Source organism: Pseudomonas sp. HP_01 (genome assembly GCF_055284355.1).
Genome location: NZ_JBTOPV010000001.1, coordinates 225,416 through 241,191, shown reverse-complemented (window position 1 = coordinate 241,191; position 15,776 = coordinate 225,416). Strand labels below are relative to the sequence as shown.

Annotated in this window: 15 protein-coding genes, 2 pseudogenes and 2 riboswitches; of the genes and pseudogenes, 9 read left to right on the top strand and 8 right to left on the bottom strand. The window is 63.2% G+C overall.

From position 1 onward, the window contains the following. Window positions 1-21 precede the first annotated feature (21 nt). Window positions 22-615, top strand: coding sequence for a Fe-S biogenesis protein NfuA (gene nfuA / locus ACYAR8_RS01100; protein WP_074891038.1), 594 nt, complete (start codon window positions 22-24; stop codon window positions 613-615). Between the two features lie 236 nt (window positions 616-851). Here the strand turns inward: nfuA and cobM are convergent, their stop codons facing one another. The 4 genes from cobM to ACYAR8_RS01080 all read right to left on the bottom strand — a co-directional run bounded on the left by cobM (window position 852) and on the right by ACYAR8_RS01080 (window position 3,115). After that, on the bottom strand, window positions 852-1,598 hold the full coding sequence (cobM, locus tag ACYAR8_RS01095) for a precorrin-4 C(11)-methyltransferase (RefSeq protein WP_463578804.1): 747 nt from the start codon (window positions 1,596-1,598) through the stop codon (window positions 852-854). Window positions 1,599-1,758: 160 nt separating this feature from the next. Then, the gene (locus tag ACYAR8_RS01090) at window positions 1,759-2,184 is read right to left on the bottom strand and encodes a cobalamin biosynthesis protein (protein ID WP_463578803.1); all 426 of its coding nucleotides are present in this window, start codon (window positions 2,182-2,184) and stop codon (window positions 1,759-1,761) included. Next, window positions 2,181-2,900 (bottom strand): CbtA family protein, encoded by a 720-nt coding sequence (locus ACYAR8_RS01085; RefSeq protein WP_463578802.1) that lies wholly within the window; start codon window positions 2,898-2,900, stop codon window positions 2,181-2,183. The genes ACYAR8_RS01090 and ACYAR8_RS01085 overlap by 4 nt, the downstream gene beginning before the upstream one ends. Window positions 2,901-2,911: 11 nt before the next feature. Beyond that, a complete protein-coding gene (locus tag ACYAR8_RS01080) occupies window positions 2,912-3,115 on the bottom strand; it encodes a CbtB domain-containing protein (protein ID WP_463578801.1) in 204 nt (67 codons plus the stop codon). Between the two features lie 97 nt (window positions 3,116-3,212). After that, a riboswitch (cobalamin riboswitch) is annotated at window positions 3,213-3,445 on the bottom strand. 101 nt (window positions 3,446-3,546) lie between these two features. Further along, window positions 3,547-3,770, top strand: a riboswitch (cobalamin riboswitch). 128 nt (window positions 3,771-3,898) lie between these two features. On the opposite strand from ACYAR8_RS01080, the gene cobW reads away from it, so the two are divergent. From cobW to ACYAR8_RS01060, 4 genes are all read left to right on the top strand, one after another. Next, the gene (gene cobW / locus ACYAR8_RS01075; RefSeq protein ID WP_463578800.1) at window positions 3,899-4,990 is read left to right on the top strand and encodes a cobalamin biosynthesis protein CobW; all 1,092 of its coding nucleotides are present in this window, start codon (window positions 3,899-3,901) and stop codon (window positions 4,988-4,990) included. A gap of 2 nt (window positions 4,991-4,992) precedes the next feature. Further along, window positions 4,993-8,757, top strand: coding sequence for a cobaltochelatase subunit CobN (cobN, locus tag ACYAR8_RS01070; protein WP_463578799.1), 3,765 nt, complete (start codon window positions 4,993-4,995; stop codon window positions 8,755-8,757). Window positions 8,758-8,845: 88 nt separating this feature from the next. Continuing rightward, complete coding sequence (locus tag ACYAR8_RS01065; RefSeq protein ID WP_463578798.1) at window positions 8,846-9,886, top strand: ATP-binding protein; 1,041 nt, start codon at window positions 8,846-8,848, stop codon at window positions 9,884-9,886. A gap of 53 nt (window positions 9,887-9,939) precedes the next feature. Beyond that, window positions 9,940-10,566: a vWA domain-containing protein gene (locus ACYAR8_RS01060; protein ID WP_463578980.1), complete on the top strand. Its 627-nt coding sequence runs from the start codon at window positions 9,940-9,942 to the stop codon at window positions 10,564-10,566. Window positions 10,567-10,602: 36 nt separating this feature from the next. Here ACYAR8_RS01060 and ACYAR8_RS01055 read toward each other — a convergent pair whose 3' ends face one another. After that, on the bottom strand, window positions 10,603-10,869 hold the full coding sequence (locus ACYAR8_RS01055) for a hypothetical protein (RefSeq protein ID WP_074891022.1): 267 nt from the start codon (window positions 10,867-10,869) through the stop codon (window positions 10,603-10,605). 386 nt (window positions 10,870-11,255) lie between these two features. Between ACYAR8_RS01055 and ACYAR8_RS01050 the strand changes: the two are divergent. Then, window positions 11,256-11,627 (top strand): annotated as a pseudogene (locus tag ACYAR8_RS01050) (VpsR-related response regulator); the annotation flags it as partial. Between the two features lie 72 nt (window positions 11,628-11,699). Continuing rightward, window positions 11,700-12,608: pseudogene (locus tag ACYAR8_RS01045) on the top strand (sigma-54 interaction domain-containing protein); the annotation flags it as partial. Between the two features lie 52 nt (window positions 12,609-12,660). On the opposite strand, the gene ACYAR8_RS01040 reads toward ACYAR8_RS01045, so the two are convergent. Next, a complete protein-coding gene (locus ACYAR8_RS01040; protein WP_108119178.1) occupies window positions 12,661-13,185 on the bottom strand; it encodes an AAA family ATPase in 525 nt (174 codons plus the stop codon). A gap of 5 nt (window positions 13,186-13,190) precedes the next feature. Then, complete coding sequence (gene pnuC / locus ACYAR8_RS01035) at window positions 13,191-13,754, bottom strand: nicotinamide riboside transporter PnuC (protein WP_108119179.1); 564 nt, start codon at window positions 13,752-13,754, stop codon at window positions 13,191-13,193. A 356-nt stretch (window positions 13,755-14,110) separates the two neighbouring features. Between pnuC and ACYAR8_RS01030 the strand changes: the two genes are divergently transcribed. Together ACYAR8_RS01030 and ACYAR8_RS01025 are read left to right on the top strand one after the other, a co-directional pair. Continuing rightward, on the top strand, window positions 14,111-14,941 hold the full coding sequence (locus tag ACYAR8_RS01030) for an undecaprenyl-diphosphate phosphatase (RefSeq protein ID WP_108119488.1): 831 nt from the start codon (window positions 14,111-14,113) through the stop codon (window positions 14,939-14,941). A gap of 7 nt (window positions 14,942-14,948) precedes the next feature. Then, a complete protein-coding gene (locus ACYAR8_RS01025) occupies window positions 14,949-15,389 on the top strand; it encodes a DUF1294 domain-containing protein (protein ID WP_463578797.1) in 441 nt (146 codons plus the stop codon). 30 nt (window positions 15,390-15,419) lie between these two features. Here the strand turns inward: ACYAR8_RS01025 and ACYAR8_RS01020 are convergent, their stop codons facing one another. Then, window positions 15,420-15,764, bottom strand: a complete 345-nt coding sequence (locus ACYAR8_RS01020; RefSeq protein WP_463578796.1) for an MmcQ/YjbR family DNA-binding protein — start codon at window positions 15,762-15,764, stop codon at window positions 15,420-15,422. Between the last annotated feature and the right edge of the window lie 12 nt (window positions 15,765-15,776).

Genomic DNA, 15,776 nt, shown 5'->3' with positions numbered 1-15,776 from the left:
CCACGTCTGCGAGGAATTTTCATGACCGCTATTACGATTACTGATGCCGCCCACGATTACCTGGCCGATCTGCTCGAGAAGCAGAACACGCCCGGGATCGGCATCCGCGTGTTTATTACCCAGCCTGGCACCCAATACGCTGAAACCTGCATTGCCTATTGCAAGCCGGGCGAAGAAAAAGCTGAAGACACGGCCATCGGCCTGAAAAGCTTCACCGCCTGGATCGACGCATTCAGCGAAGCGTTTCTGGATGACGCCGTCGTCGATTACGCCACCGATCGCATGGGCGGCCAACTGACCATCAAGGCGCCGAACGCCAAAGTGCCGATGGTCAAAGCCGACAGTCCGATCAACGAACGCATCAACTACTACCTGCAGACCGAGATCAACCCGGGCCTTGCCAGTCACGGCGGCCAGGTCACGTTGATCGATGTCGTTGAAGAAGACGCGGCGAATATCGCCATTCTGCAGTTCGGCGGTGGTTGCCAGGGTTGCGGTCAGGCCGATGTGACGCTGAAGGAAGGCATCGAGCGCACCCTGCTGGAGCGCATTCCCGAGCTGACCGGTGTGCGTGACGTGACCGACCACACCCAGAAAGAAAACGCGTATTACTGAGAAGTGACCGCGTTGCACGCAAGCCCCGACGAGTTCGGGGCTTTTTTGTGGGCCGTGGTGAGTGACGGTGGTAATTGTCACTGTAGGAGCGCGCTTGCCCGCGAAGCAATTTTCCAGACCATTCTCTAGTGATTGACCCACCGCATTCGTCCGGATGCGGCCCAGACCAAGCGCGCTCCTACGGCCTTCGGCCAGAATCAAAGGCAGATCGGGTTGGTTTCGAGTGCATCGTTCGGCTAGGGCCTGTAGAGATGGGCATGGCCCGCGCGATACAGCGACGACTCGCTGAAAACGTCGTTGCCCAGCACGCGACCCACCAGAATCAGCGCGGTGCGGCGGAATCCCTTGCTCCGCACCTTCTCCTCAATGTCCTCCAGTGTGCCGGCGACCCAGTCCTGATCCGGCCAGCTGGCGCGATGCACCACGGCAATCGGGCAATCAGCGCCGTAATGCGGAGTCAGCTCGGCGACGATCTTGCCGAGGTTGTTGACCCCCAGATGGATCGCCATGGTCGCTTGATGCCGGGCCAGATCGCCGAGAGCTTCACCTTCGGGCATGTCGGTTTTGTCGGCGTAGCGGGTCAAAATGACACTCTGGGAAATGCCCGGCAGCGTCAGCTCCGTGCCCAGCAGCGCGGCGCACGCAGCAGTGGCGGTGACGCCGGGGATGATTTCGAAAGGTATCTGCAACGCGCGCAGGCAGCGGATCTGCTCGCCAATGGCGCCATACAGGCTCGGATCGCCGGAATGCACCCGCGCCACATCCTGGCCCTGTGCATGAGCGGATTTCATCAGCTCGATGATCTGCTCCAGGTGCAAAGAAGCGCTGTTGGTCACCTGAACCGCCTGATGGCCCTCCAGCACCGCTTCAGGCACCAGAGAGCCGGCGTAGATGATCACCGGGCACATGCGGATCAGTCGCTGGCCTTTGACAGTGATCAGGTCCGGATCGCCGGGGCCGGCGCCAATGAAAAAAACAGTCATGGGGTGTCCTGATTGGAATTCATTTGAGCACGTGGTTTGCTTTCGTAGGACCGGTTTCAGCCGGGAAGGGGCCTGCATGTACACCCTCACATCTGCAGTGTGACGCCTGACGCCTTCCCGGCTGAAGCCGGTCCCACTAAAAGCCCGCGTCCAGCGCTTATCACTTGTTGGCACGCTGTGCACTCGCCAGCGCAAATGTCGCGTGGGGGCTTTTTCGGCGGGGGATGATCAGTGTCGCCGGCGAGCCGGTCAACCGGGTCGCCATTGCCAATGCCGCACTTTCAGCCACGCCGTAGCAACCGGTGCGCTCGAAAGCGATCTCCGATCGATGGCTGAGCTGGGTCTCGTAACCTGCCAGTTCAGCCGCACTGAAAAACCCGATCGACAGGCCCAGCGCATGACCCAGTTCCCTTAACCCCGCTTCATCCGACTTGCCGTCGATCGAGGCAAGGGCGGCAATGTCCTGCGGTTCAAGCCGACACTCCGGCAAACTGTCTTCGATCAATTGCCGAAGCTCCAGCGCCGAACAGCCGCGCTGGCAGCCCAGGCCGACCACCCACAGCGGTCGATCGCGCAAATCATTCACAGGGCGGGGGTCAGACCGGGTCGCGTCGAGGGTGCATCACTGCGACGAAACAGCCAGGCGCTGATCCAGCCCAGGGCAACCCAGAACACAGCATTGGTCAGCAGCGACGCGATCTTGAATTGCGCTTCGAGGGCTTCCGGCGCCAGCGCCGATTGCACCGCCGGTTGTGGCGCGCCGACCATGTGCGGCACCACCAGGATCACTGCGCCCACGACCTTCAGCAACCAGTGTTGGGCAAACACTATCAGCGCCAGGCCCACAGCCGTGGAAGCGGCGGTGCCGACCCACCAGATCTGCCGCTGCGTGAGGTCCGCCGCGACGGTACCGGGCAGTTCGGGCGGCAGGCCGAGGGTCGGCGCCAGCACGAACACTGCGTAGCCTGCCAATCCCCACAGCACGCCTTCGCGGGCACTCGTCGGAGTACGCAGGGTGTAGAGCGCCGCGAGCATCAAGGCGAAACCGACTGCTACCACCAGATTGCCGCCCGCCGTCGACAGCACGCGCTGCCAGCCGTTTTCGGGCTCCCACGCCTCTTCGTCATGGACGTGACCGGCCATGGCGCCCTCGGCATGCTCATGCATTTCGGCGGCGGGTGCTTTCTCGTAGGTCTCTCCCTTCAGAATCAAAGGTGCGACCCAGAAGCTTTGCAACAGCGTTAACAACAGGGCGGCGAGCAGTCCGGTGAACCCGGCCGTTTGCGCGATTCGCTTGAACATGGCGGCAGGTCTCAATGGCAAGGGAAGGCGGAGCTGTGACGGGTGTCGTGTGCCGCGTTGTGCACCGCATCGATATGGGAGAAACCGGCGAAGTACACCAGAAATGCGCCGAGAAACATCGTGCTGACCGCGGCGACAAGGCGCTGGCTCAGGGTGGCGGTAACAACCGTCGTGATGGTGGTGCCGGACGTCTGGTGGGGTGTGCTGATGGGCATGGCGCTTCCCTCTGAAGTGGATTCAGCGGACGGAAAGGCGCGAAGACGCCGCGGGCGAATGCCGGCAGCGATCAACAGCGCCCGCCCACCGCGGGTTGTCAGGTAGCGTTATCGGGCCGGTCTCCGGGCTCGCGAGGGGCACATGCAACAGCCGTTACAGCCGTCGTGCCTTCAAGAATCGCCTTCCCATGTCGTTGCCGACACAGTGGATCTGATTCTTCACTCGCTTACCGTTGCGGGGGCAGCACCGGACTGATGCACACCCGAAGGTCTGCACGCACCGGTTTCCCGTTTCACCCTGTGAAGGGCACCCGTAACAAGGTGTGTAGAAGACCATGCGCTGTAAGGATCGTCAATCGAAGGGGCTTTCGGTGCGTCAATCGGCGCGGCAATCACTGCAACAGCACGATTGACCGGCCTGCGGTCACTGCGTAGCCTTGCGCACTTGAGGTTCGCCGGCCGCTTTTATGAAAGCCACCGGCGCTAAGAAGGGAATGCGGTGCCAAGCCGCAGCTGCCCCCGCAACTGTAAACGGACAGCTTCATTGCACAGCCACTGCGCGAGCGGGAAGGCGCGATGAATGCCAGTCGCCTGATGATGCTGTCAGCGACCGGCCGCCGTGAGCCAGGAGACCTGCCTCGACTCGGAACGCCTGCGGGCGGCCGAAGAATTCCACTACAACCGGGCGGGGTGATCCGGTGGCGAATCGAACCGCGCGCCTGCTTCCGCCGGCCCTGCGCTGTTTTCGTCCTCGTTGCCCTGCCGCACGCCTGAGGGCAACCGATGAAAACACTGGCCAAACTCCCCGTCACCATCGTCACCGGCTTTCTCGGCTCGGGCAAGACCACCTTGCTGCGGCACATGCTCGACAACGCCGAAGGCCGCCGCATCGCCGTCATCGTCAACGAATTCGGCGAACTGGGCATCGACGGGGACATCCTCAAGCAATGCACCATCGGCTGCTCGGAAGAAGAAGCCGTCGGTCGTGTGTACGAACTGGCCAACGGCTGCCTGTGCTGCACCGTGCAGGAAGAGTTCTTCCCGGTGATGCAGGAATTGGTCGCCCGTCGCGGCGACCTCGATCACATCCTCATCGAAACCTCGGGCCTGGCGCTGCCCAAGCCGCTGGTGCAAGCCTTCCAGTGGCCGGAAATCCGCAACGCCTGCACCGTTGACGCCGTGATCACCGTGGTTGACAGCCCGGCCGTACTCGCCGGCACCTTCGCCGCGTTCCCGGATCAGGTCGACGCCCAGCGCAAGCTTGATCCGAACCTGGACCACGAATCGCCGTTGCACGAGCTGTTCGCCGACCAACTGGCGAGTGCCGATCTGGTCGTGCTGAACAAGGCCGACATGCTCGACGCCGACGCTCTGGCCGCCGTGCGCGCGGAAGTCTCGGAAGAACTGCCGCCGGCAGTAAAAATCGTCGAAGCGAACAGGGGCCAGCTGCCGATCAGCGTATTGCTGGGCCTGGGCGCCGAATCCGAGCTACACATCGATGGCCGCAAGACCCACCACGATCACCATGAAGGCGACGACGCTGACGATCACGACCACGACGCCTTCGACTCGATTTCCATCACGCTGCCCCAGGCCGATGAATCGCTGTTGCTTGATGCCCTGACCCAAGCCGTCGTCCAACACGGCATCCTGCGCGTCAAAGGCTTCGCCGCCATTCCCGGCAAACCCATGCGCCTGCTGGTGCAAGGCGTGGGCACGCGTTTCGACAAACATTTCGACCGCGCCTGGAAAGCCGACGAAGCCCGCGAAACCCATCTGGTGCTGATCGGCCAGGAACTGGATGCGGGCGTTCTTGAAGCGCAATTGCGCGCTGCCGTCTCATTGCGTGACGCGGTCCCCGGGATCAAAGGCTAACCATGCACCTGCTGCGTACTCAGCCCGGCGGTTTCGTTCCCGACGACAGCATCGCTGACCTGGGCCAGACGCCCGCCGAGCTGGTGATCCTGTGCAGCGCCGACTCGAATCTGGCGCTACTGGCTGAAATCGCGCAGCAGTTGCCGGATGAATACCCGAGCCTGCGTCTGGCCAATCCGATGCAGGTGCAAAACCATGCATCGGTGGATCTGTACGTCGACGAGGTGCTGCGCCACGCCAAAGTCATTCTGATTTCCCTGCACGGCGGTATCGGCTACTGGCGTTACGGCGTCGAGCGGCTGGTGGAACTGGCGGCGAAAGGGGTGAAGCTGATTTTGGTCCCCGGCTGCGATCGGCCGGACCCCGAGCTGAGCGCGCACAGCACGGAATCCGTCGAAGACCGCGAGCGGCTCTGGCATTACCTGCGTCAGGGCGGCAAGCACAACGCGCAGTCGCTGTTCAACTTCATCGCCACGCGCTGGCTGGGCGGCGACTACCCGTGGGTCGAGCCGCAGACCCTGCCGCGCACCGTGATTTACCACCCGCAGAACGCCAACGCCGACCTGGCCCGGTGGCAGGCCGACTGGCGCGCGGATCAGCCGGTCGCTGCCGTGCTGTTCTATCGCTCCCACCTGCAAGCGGCGAACACCGGGTTCATCGATGTGTTCTGCGAGCGCTTGTCGGCCCAGGGCCTGAACCCGTTGCCGATTGCCGTCGCCAGCCTCAAGGAAGCCGGCTGCATGAGCGCGATCCAGGACTGGCTCGACGAGGTGGACTGCGAGGTCATTCTCAACACCACCGGCTTCGCCCAATCCAACCCGGAGGCGCCGGATGTACGGCCGTTCCGCCGGGACATTCCGGTCATCCAGGCCATTTGCGCCCAGGACAACGAACCCGCCTGGCAGGCCAGCGCCCAAGGGCTGGGGCCTCGCGATCTGGCAATGCACATCGCGTTGCCGGAACTGGACGGGCGCATCATCAGCCGGCCGATCAGCTTCAAGGACCTGGCCTGGCACAGCGAGCGCAGCCAGTCCGACGTGGTCTGCTACCGCGCCCAGCCGGGGCGCATGGATTTCGTCGCCGAACTGGCCCGGCGCTGGGTGCTGCTGGCCCGTACTGCCAAAACCGACAAGCGGGTGGCGCTGATTCTCGCCAACTACCCGACCCGTGACGGGCGCATCGGCAACGGCGTCGGGCTCGACACGCCGGCGGCCGCGCTGAACATCCTCAAGGCCATGCAGGCCGAAGGTTATCCGGTCGAGGACTTGCCCGAGACCGGCACCGCACTGATTCACGCCTTGCTCGGCGGCGTTACCAACGACCCGGACAGCCTCGATCAACGGCCGTGCCATCAGAGCATGGCCATGGACGAGTACATCGCGGCGTTTCAGGTTTTGCCGCAAGCCAATCGCGATGCCGTCATCGCGCGATGGGGCGCCCCGGACACCGACCCCATGTGCCGGGACGGGCGGATGATGATCGCCGGCCTGCGTTTCGGCATGACCTTCGTCGGCATTCAACCCGCACGGGGCTACAACGTGGACCACAGCGCGGTGTATCACGACCCCGATCTGGTCCCGCCCCACGGTTATCTGGCGTTCTACTTCTGGCTGCGCAAACGCTATGGCGCCCACGCTGTCATCCACGTTGGCAAACACGGCAATCTGGAGTGGCTGCCGGGCAAAGGCGTCGGCCTGTCCGAGCACTGCTGGCCGGACGCGATCCTGGGGCCGATGCCGAATATCTACCCGTTCATCGTCAATGACCCGGGCGAGGGCGCCCAGGCCAAGCGCCGCACCCAGGCGGTGATTATCGACCACTTGATGCCGCCGCTGACCCGCGCCGAAACCTACGGTCCGTTGCGCGATCTCGAACTGCTGGCGGACGAGTATTACGAAGCCCAGCTGCTCGACCCACGCCGTGCCCGGGAGCTGCAGAAAGACATTCTCAGGCTGGTGCGCGAAACCCATATCGACCGCGAACTGGCCATGGACGGGGCTGCGAACAGCGAGGCCGACGCCGCCGTGTGGCTGCCACGTCTGGACACTTATCTGTGTGACCTGAAGGAATCGCAGATCCGCGATGGCCTGCACGTGTTCGGCGAGTCGCCCACGGGCCGGCTGCGCATCGACACGCTGTTGGCGATGGTGCGTGTGCCTCGCGGCGATGGTCGCGGTGGTCAGGCCAGTCTCCTGCGGGCGTTGAGTCAGGCGCTGGCGCTGGATTTCGACCCGCTGGATTGTGATTTGGGTGCGCCGTGGGCCGGCGCTAAACCTCAGGTATTACATGAAGTCAGCGCTGAACCGTGGCGCACGACGGGCGATACCCGCGAGCGGCTGGAGCTGATGGCGGCGCAAATGATCGAACAGATCGCAGCCGGTCTTACGAATGAAAAATCATTAGAAAACAATAGCTTGGATGATGTTGTTCAGTCGCTACGTGAGGTCGTGATTCCGCGTCTTGACGCATGCGGCCCTGCCGAGATGACAAACCTCCTTGGCGCTTTGAGTGGCCGATTCGTCCCTGCCGGGCCAAGCGGCGCCCCCAGTCGCGGACGGCTGGACGTGCTGCCCACCGGGCGCAATTTCTTCTCCGTGGACGTCCGCAATCTTCCGACCATGACCGCTTGGCGCATTGGCTTCCAGTCCGCAAACCTGTTGCTGGAGAGGCACTTACAGGATCATGGTGATTATTTACGTCAACTCGGGCTTTCGGTCTGGGGCACGGCGACCATGCGCACCGGCGGCGACGACATCGCCCAGGCCATGGCGCTGATGGGCGTGCGTCCGGTGTGGGCGACGGGCAGCCAGCGCGTCGATGACTTTGAAATCCTGCCCCTGAGCCTGCTCGACCGGCCTCGTGTCGATGTCACCCTTCGTGTCTCCGGTTTCTTCCGCGATGCGTTCGCCAACCTGATCCGCCTGTTCGATGCCGCGGTGCAGGCCGTCGCCGCGCTGGACGAGCCAGACGACATGAACCCGCTGGCCGCCCGCGTGCGCCAGGAGCGCGAGCAATTGCTGCGCGACGGGCTGGATGCCGAGCAAGCGGCGAAGCAGGCTGGCTGGCGTATCTTCGGCGCCAAACCGGGCGCCTATGGCGCGGGGGTGCAGAACGCCATTGACGGGCGCTTGTGGCAGAGCCGCGAAGACCTCGCCGAGGTCTACCTGAACTGGGGCGGCTACGCCTACGGCGGCAGCGACGAAGGCACGCCGGCCCGTGACGGCTTTGCCAAGCGGCTGGGTCAGGTGCAGGCGGTGCTGCAGAACCAGGACAATCGTGAACACGACCTGCTGGATTCCAACGATTACTACCAGTTCCAGGGCGGGATGCTGGCGGCGGTGGAAAGCCTGTCCGGCGGGAAGGTCGCCAGCTATCACGGCGATCACAGCCAGCCCGATCTGCCGAAGATCCGTACGCTGAAGGAAGAACTCAACCGCGTGGTGCGCTCACGGGCGGCCAATCCGAAGTGGATTGAAGGAGTCAAGCGCCACGGCTACAAGGGCGCGTTCGAGATGGCGGCGACGGTTGATTTCCTGTTCGCCTTCGACGCCACCACCGAGCTGATCGACGATCACCAATACGCGCTGCTGGCCGATGCCTATCTGCTGGACCCCTCGACCCGCGATTTCATCCAGCAGCACAACCCCGACGCGTTGCGGGACATGACCGAGCGCATGCTTGAAGCGCAACAGCGCGGCTTGTGGCAGGAACCGGGCGAGTACCGCGAGGCGCTGGAGAATCTGTTGCTGGACATCGAGGAGTCATGAGCCTGGGAGAGCGCCTGCCGGGCAGTCTGCAAAGGCGCCTGACCGGCTTGAACGACATGACTGACCTGCGGCTTGAAGAGAATAGAACATGACCGACACCCCCCATTTCCCACTGGCCGCCGTCGTCGGTGCCGATGACTTGAAACTCGCCCTGTGCCTGACCGCCATCGACCCGAAAATCGGCGGTGTGTTGATCGAGGGCCCGCGTGGCATGGCCAAATCGACCCTGGCCCGAGGGCTGGCGGACCTGTTGGCCAGCGGTCAGTTCGTCACGCTGCCGCTGGGTGCCACGGAAGAACGGCTGGTCGGCACGCTGGACCTTGACGCGGCACTGGGCGAGGGCCGCGCGGCGTTCTCCCCTGGGGTTCTGGCCAAGGCGGACGGCGGCGTGCTCTACGTTGACGAGGTCAATCTGCTGCCGGACCATCTGGTCGATCTGCTGCTGGATGTGGCCGCTAGCGGCGTCAATCTGGTGGAGCGCGACGGCATCTCCCACCGCCATGCGGCGCGCTTTGTGCTGATTGGCACCATGAATCCGGAAGAAGGCGAACTGCGCCCGCAGCTGCTCGACCGTTTTGGCCTGAATGTGGCGTTGAGCGGGCAGACAGTGCCGCACCAGCGCGGGCAGATCATTCGCCGCCGGCTGGATTTCGACGCCGCGCCTGAAGCGTTTTGTCAGCAATGGGCCCCGCAACAGCAGGCGTTGAAGGCCCGTTGCGAAACCGCACGAGGGCTGTTGCCCGACATTGAACTGGATGACGTCAGTCTGGGCCTGATCACCGAGCGCTGTTTTGCCGCCGGGGTCGACGGTTTGCGGGCCGATCTGGTCTGGCTGCGGGCGGCGCGTGCCCATGCCGCGTGGCGTGGTGCTGCGCATATCGCCGAGGCGGACATCGACGCCGTGGCAGATTTCGCCTTGCGCCATCGTCGTCGCGAGCCGCAACCTCCGCATCAGTCCCAGCCTCAGCCGCCTGCGCCGTCAGAGCAAAACCCGCCGAAACTCGATGACGGTGCTCGGCCGCAACATGACGCGCCAGAAACCGGCGAGGGCAGTTGGGGTGAGTTGCCTGCCCGCAGCGTGCAGACGGGCAACCGCAAAGAAGTACCCCACTGGCCAAAAAAGCCCTAGGCATTCGCCCCCGGCTGTCGAAGGGGGCGAATGCCAGCCCGCGACCGGGCACACTGGGCGGCGGCCGAAACGGCGCTGCCCGCCCCGGCGCGGAGGGCGCGATTGCCTGGCTGCCGACCTTGTTGCGCGGGCGCCCTCGGGTGCGCAGCGATCTGCTCCATCAGCCCCGCAGTCGCCGGCCGGAGCAACTCTGGCTGGTGATCGTCGACGCGTCGGCATCGACCCGGCGCAATCAGTCGTTGAGTCAGGCAAAGGGGTTGCTGGCGGGGGTGTTCGACGATGCGTATCGGCAGCGCGCCAGACTGGCGTTGCTCACCGCCAGCGGCAGCGGTGCGCGCTGGCAGCATCAGGGCCTGAAGGCCAGCGCCGGGTTGCAGCCATGGCTTGATGGACTGGGTGCCGGAGGCGGCACGCCGCTGTTTGAGGCGATCGATCAGGCGGCCGACTGGTCTGCGAAACGGCAGAAGCGCTGCCCGGCGGAACAGCAACGGGTACTGATCCTTACGGACGGGCGCGTCAAGGACATGCCGGCGCTATCAGCACAACCTTCGCAGCCGCTTCCCTTGTTCAGTGGTCCCGTGCTGCTGATTGATATCGAGCGTGGGCCCATCCGACTGGGCCGCGCCCGGGATATCGCCGTGCTGCTAAACGCTGACTACCGCCACATCGATGAATGCTGACAGCGCTTTGTCGGCCGGCGTATCAATGCCAGCCATTCAGGCGGGCATGGTCCATGGTTCCAGGCTGTAGCCGTCGCCGCTGATCTCGGCACGGGCCTGTTCGAGAAACTGCGCCAGTTGTTTCGGATCGGAGTAGGCGCTGCTGGGAATCTGTTTGCGGCCAATGCGGGTGCTGGTGCGGTCGACGACGGTCAGGCTCAGTTCGCCGTTGCCATCCTGTGGGGCCCAGGCCACGCACTGGAAGGGTTCAAAGGCGTGACCGGCAATCAGCAAAGCATCGTTGAAGCGCAAGGGGGCGTTCATGGACTGTCCTCAAAGTGCCCGTATCCATTTCGCACCGGCGGCGGGCGTTTCGCTCGGTGTCCAGGTGTTGCTACTTGTACTGATGACCGTCCCCCCGGGCTGAGTCACACCCATTCCTGAAATTTCTTGATTTATTTTAAGGGCCGTTTCAACCGCGCATCCTTGGCGCGCCTGGGCCAAACTCGTGCGATGCCCGCGTTTTCACGCCCGAGGTCGCTTGCTCGCTGACCAACGCGCTAAGCACGTTTCGATCTTAGTCTTATAGAGAATCGGTCCAAGGGTGTGTCAATAATCTTGCTATGGTGTCAATCGGCCTTCACAACGCCCTGTTTATAAGAACCTTTCTCCATGGACCATTACGCGACCCCGGCGCTTAGGAAACTTACATGCATGATCTGGCTTCCATACGCCGCCTGCTGATCGTCGAACCGTGCGAGGAATGTCTGCAGTTGATTCCCGGCTTGCGCATCGCCGGTTGGGATGTCGACAGCTGCACCCTTGAAGAGGCGGCGTTGCGTCCCTGTGACGTCGGCCTTATCCGCCTGCTGCCCGAGCACTTCGAACACCCTGAAGTGGTCAAGTCCCTTATCTCCCGAAGCAACACTGAATGGATCGCCGTGCTGACCAGCGAGGACCTGCGCCGCGAGCAGATCGGTGACTTCGTCTGTGAGTGGTTCTTCGATTTCCATACTTTGCCCTTCGACGTGGCCCGGGTGCAGGTCACGCTGGGACGCGCCTACGGCATGGCGCGCCTGCGTGCCAAAGGCGTCAGCTACGCCAGCAGTTCCCTTAACGGCAAAGGCGCCCCTTACGCAGACGACGCGGGCCAGCAACTGCTTGGGGAAAGTCGGCCAATGCGCGAGTTGCGGCGATTACTGAGCAAGCTGGCGCCCACCGAATCGCCGGTGCTGATCCGTGGCGAAGGCGGGACGGGCAAGGAATTGATCGCGCGCACGCTGCATGCGCAGTCCCAGCGACGCGACCAACCCTTCATTTCGATCAATTGCGGGGCGATGCCGGAGCCGCTGCTGCAGGAAGAATTGTTCGGCGCAGCGGGCCCGGCAGATGCCACACGCCAGCGCAAGACGGGACGCATCGAGCAGGCCAATGGCGGCACCCTGTTCCTCGACGAGATCGGCGATCTGCCGCTGGAGGTCCAGGCGAATCTGCTGCGGTTCCTGCAGGAACGGCACATTGAAGTGGCCGGCGAGCGGGTCCCGGTCGATGTGCGCGTGCTGTCCGCCACCCATGTCGACCTGGAAGCGGCGATTCGCCTGAAGCGTTTTCGCGAAGACCTGTATTACCGCCTCAACGTGTTACAGGTGGGCACCGTGCCTTTGCGCGAGCGGCACGGTGATCTGGCCTTGCTGGCCAATCATTTCGCACAGTTCTACAGCCGGGAAACCGGCCGCCGGGCGCGCAATTTCAGCCAGGACGCACTGGTCGCGATGGGCAAGCACGACTGGCCCGGCAACGTGCGGGAGTTGGAAAACCGGGTGCGTCGCGGGCTGGTGCTGGCAGAAGGGCGGCAGGTCGAAGCGTTCGATCTCGGGCTGCTGGGCGAAGAAGAAATCAGCTCCAGCATGGCCACCCTGGATGAATACAAGTCCCGGGCGGAACGGCAAGCGCTGTGCGATGTGTTGACCCGTCACAGTGACAACCTAAGCGTGGCAGCCAAAGTGCTCGGTATTTCTCGACCGACGTTCTATCGCTTGCTGCACAAACACCAGATTCGTTGACCAGGCGCCGGGCCGATTTAGCCGCCGGCGCGTACGTCCGGGGTGCAGGCATTCAGTCGTTCAACAACCGGGCGACCCGCTGCAATGCGCGCTCGCTGCGATCGCTCCAGCTCCCGCCAATCACCTCGAAAGGCTGCCCATGGGCCACCAGCCATTGCCGGCTGGCGTCGAAGAATGCCTGGCGTTCGCCCAGGTCCGGCTGGCAGCGCTGACCGTCGCCCACCCACTCGACACCTTCCGGCGACAGCAACAGGTGCAGATCGTACTGGCGCTCGGCAAGGGCGGTTTCGAGCCATGCCGGGCAGTCGTTGAACAGCGTACGGCTCCAGAGGATGTTGCTGAGCAAATGGGTGTCGAGGATCAGCAGCGCCGGCTTGATCGCACGGGCGGCGTCTTCCCGGGCCAGTTGCTGATGGGCGATGAGATTGATGTCTGCGTAAACGGTGTCCCGCTGCACCTCATCGATGTACTGGCGTACGTATTCGCCCACCAGCACGCCCCCGAACTGCCGCTGAATCTCTTCCGCCAGCCAGCTCTTGCCGCTGGACTCAGGCCCTGTCAGTACCAGCACTTTCATGTCGATCAACGCGCCAGCGCAGGGTCGGCGCGCCAGTCGCGCCAGCCTTGCACGGCGAGCAGGGTGAACAGCGCGTACAGGCCGGCGGTGAGGTACAGCGCCTTGTAGAGAAACAGGCCGACGAAGATCACATCGAGCAGGATCCACAGCGGCCAGCACTGCACGCGTTTCTGCGCCATCCAGACCTGCGCCACCAGGCTGTAACCGGTCAGTGCGGCATCCAGCCAGGGTTGAGCGGCATCGGTGAAATGGGCCATGGCCGCGCCTAGCACAAGGCTGACCACCGCGCCGGCCACCAGGCTGAGCAGCAGGCTGCCGTTGCCCAGCGAGGTGACGATGCGGCCGCTTTCCGCCGCGCCCCGTCGGGTCCACTGCCACCAGCCATACACTTGCAGCCCGGCGTAGACGACCTGGAGCAGCATGTCGGAATAGAGCTTCACGTCAAAGAAGATCCAGGTGTAGAGCAGCACCATGACCAGGCCGATCGGCCAGCACCACGGGTTCTGTTTGACTGTCAGCCAGACGGCAATGACACCGAGTGCAGCGGCGAACAGCTCAAGCCCTGACATGGCAACTCCTGAAGAAACGGTGGAAAAACGGGTCGGCGATTGTAGGCGCTTTAGCGCTCGAGTTGGGACGCGATGATGCATCGGAAGCGTCTGAAAAGGCAGTAGAAAAACAGTCCGGGCAGCAAGCTGCGTTCATAGAGGAAATGTAACGACGACAGGGTAAGCGTCAAACCCTTCGCGCCAGTATTCATGCTAGCGCGTTCGTCAGAAAGGTCTGCTAGCATCGCCGCGCTCAAGCCCGATCCAGACAGCCTGCGTTCATGCTTTTTTTACGCGCGACCGTTTATCGTGCGCGCAACAGTTTGTAATACATATCAAGAGAGCCTTGCCATGAGCAGGCTCCATCCGGGGGAATGATGGATCTTTGGACCGCTGCACAGGCGCTGATACTTGGGGTTGTAGAAGGGCTGACGGAGTTTTTGCCGATTTCCAGCACGGGCCATCAGATCATCGTTGCGGATCTGATCGGTTTTGGCGGCGAACGCGCGATGGCGTTCAATATCATTATTCAACTGGGCGCGATCCTGGCGGTGATGTGGGAGTTTCGCCGCAAAATCCTCGACGTCGTCACCGGTTTGCCCACGCGGCCGGAAGCACGGCGTTTCACCGCCAACCTGATCGTTGGCGTGCTGCCGGCGATGGTGCTCGGGGTACTGTTTGCCGATCTGATCCACCAATACCTGTTTAACCCGATCACTGTCGCCGTGGCGCTGGTGGTGGGCGGCTTCATCATGCTCTGGGCCGAGCGTCGCGAGCATGTGGTTCACGCCGAAACCGTGGATGAGATGACCTGGGTGGATGCGTTGAAGGTCGGCTTCGCGCAATGCCTGGCGATGATTCCCGGCACGTCGCGGTCGGGCTCGACCATCATTGGCGGGCTGCTGTTCGGCCTGTCACGCAAGACTGCCACCGAATTTTCGTTCTTTCTGGCGATGCCGACCATGATCGCGGCTTCGGTGTACTCGGGGTACAAATACCGCCACCTGTTCCAGCCGGACGACCTGCCGGTGTTCGCCATCGGCTTCATCGCCGCGTTCATCTTCGCCATGATCGCCGTGCGCGGCCTGCTGAAGTTCATCGCCACCCACAGCTACGACGTGTTCGCCTGGTACCGCATCGCCTTCGGTTTGCTGATTCTGGCGACCTGGCAATTCGGCTGGGTCGACTGGTCCAGCGTGCAGGGCTGATCTTCCGATGACTCAACGCTCTGAACCGCAAAACCCGGGTCGGCGGGCCGCTGGCACACCGGTCGTGCGCTTTCTGAAACTCAAGCTGCTGGCGCTGCTGTTGCTGTGCGGCTTGCCGGCTTACGGGGTCGTCACGTATTGGACGGGCGGCGGCAGTTGGCTGCCGGCGGCAATCTACGGGCTGATGAGCGTCATCGCCTTTGCCTTGTACGGCTACGACAAGAAGCAGGCGCGGCACGACGGCCAGCGCACCCCCGAAAAGCTGCTGCACGCCACTGAGCTGCTCGGCGGCTGGCCGGGTGCGCTGCTGGCCCAGCAAGTGTTTCGCCACAAGACCCGCAAGTTTTCGTACCAGTTGGTGTTCTGGCTGATTGTGCTTCTGCACGAATTGTTCTGGATGGACCGGCTGCTGTTCGGCGGCAGTCTGATCTCCCGCCACCTGTTTTAAACACTCACTTACGCGGCTGATTGGACGCGTTCACAGCTTGAGCGCCACTTGCCGACGCTTCGACAGCTTGCTGACCACTAATTGGTGGGAGCGGGTCAGCAACTCTTTCAGCTCGTCTTCGCCCATGGCGAACGGGTAGGTGAGGGTGACCCAGTGGGCGCGGGCCAGGTACGGCGCAGGGCGTACGCCCGGACGGTCGACGTAGCCGAGGAACAGCTCGGCGCCGACCTTGAACGACAGGTCGTTACCGGCCAGGCCCATGACCGCGAACATCTTGGTCTCCGCGATGGAGAAAACCCTGACGCCGCCCCATTTGTAATCCTCCCGTGCACCCGGAAGACTCAGGCAGAACGCGGCGACGTCTTCATTCTGCATGGGATTTTTCCT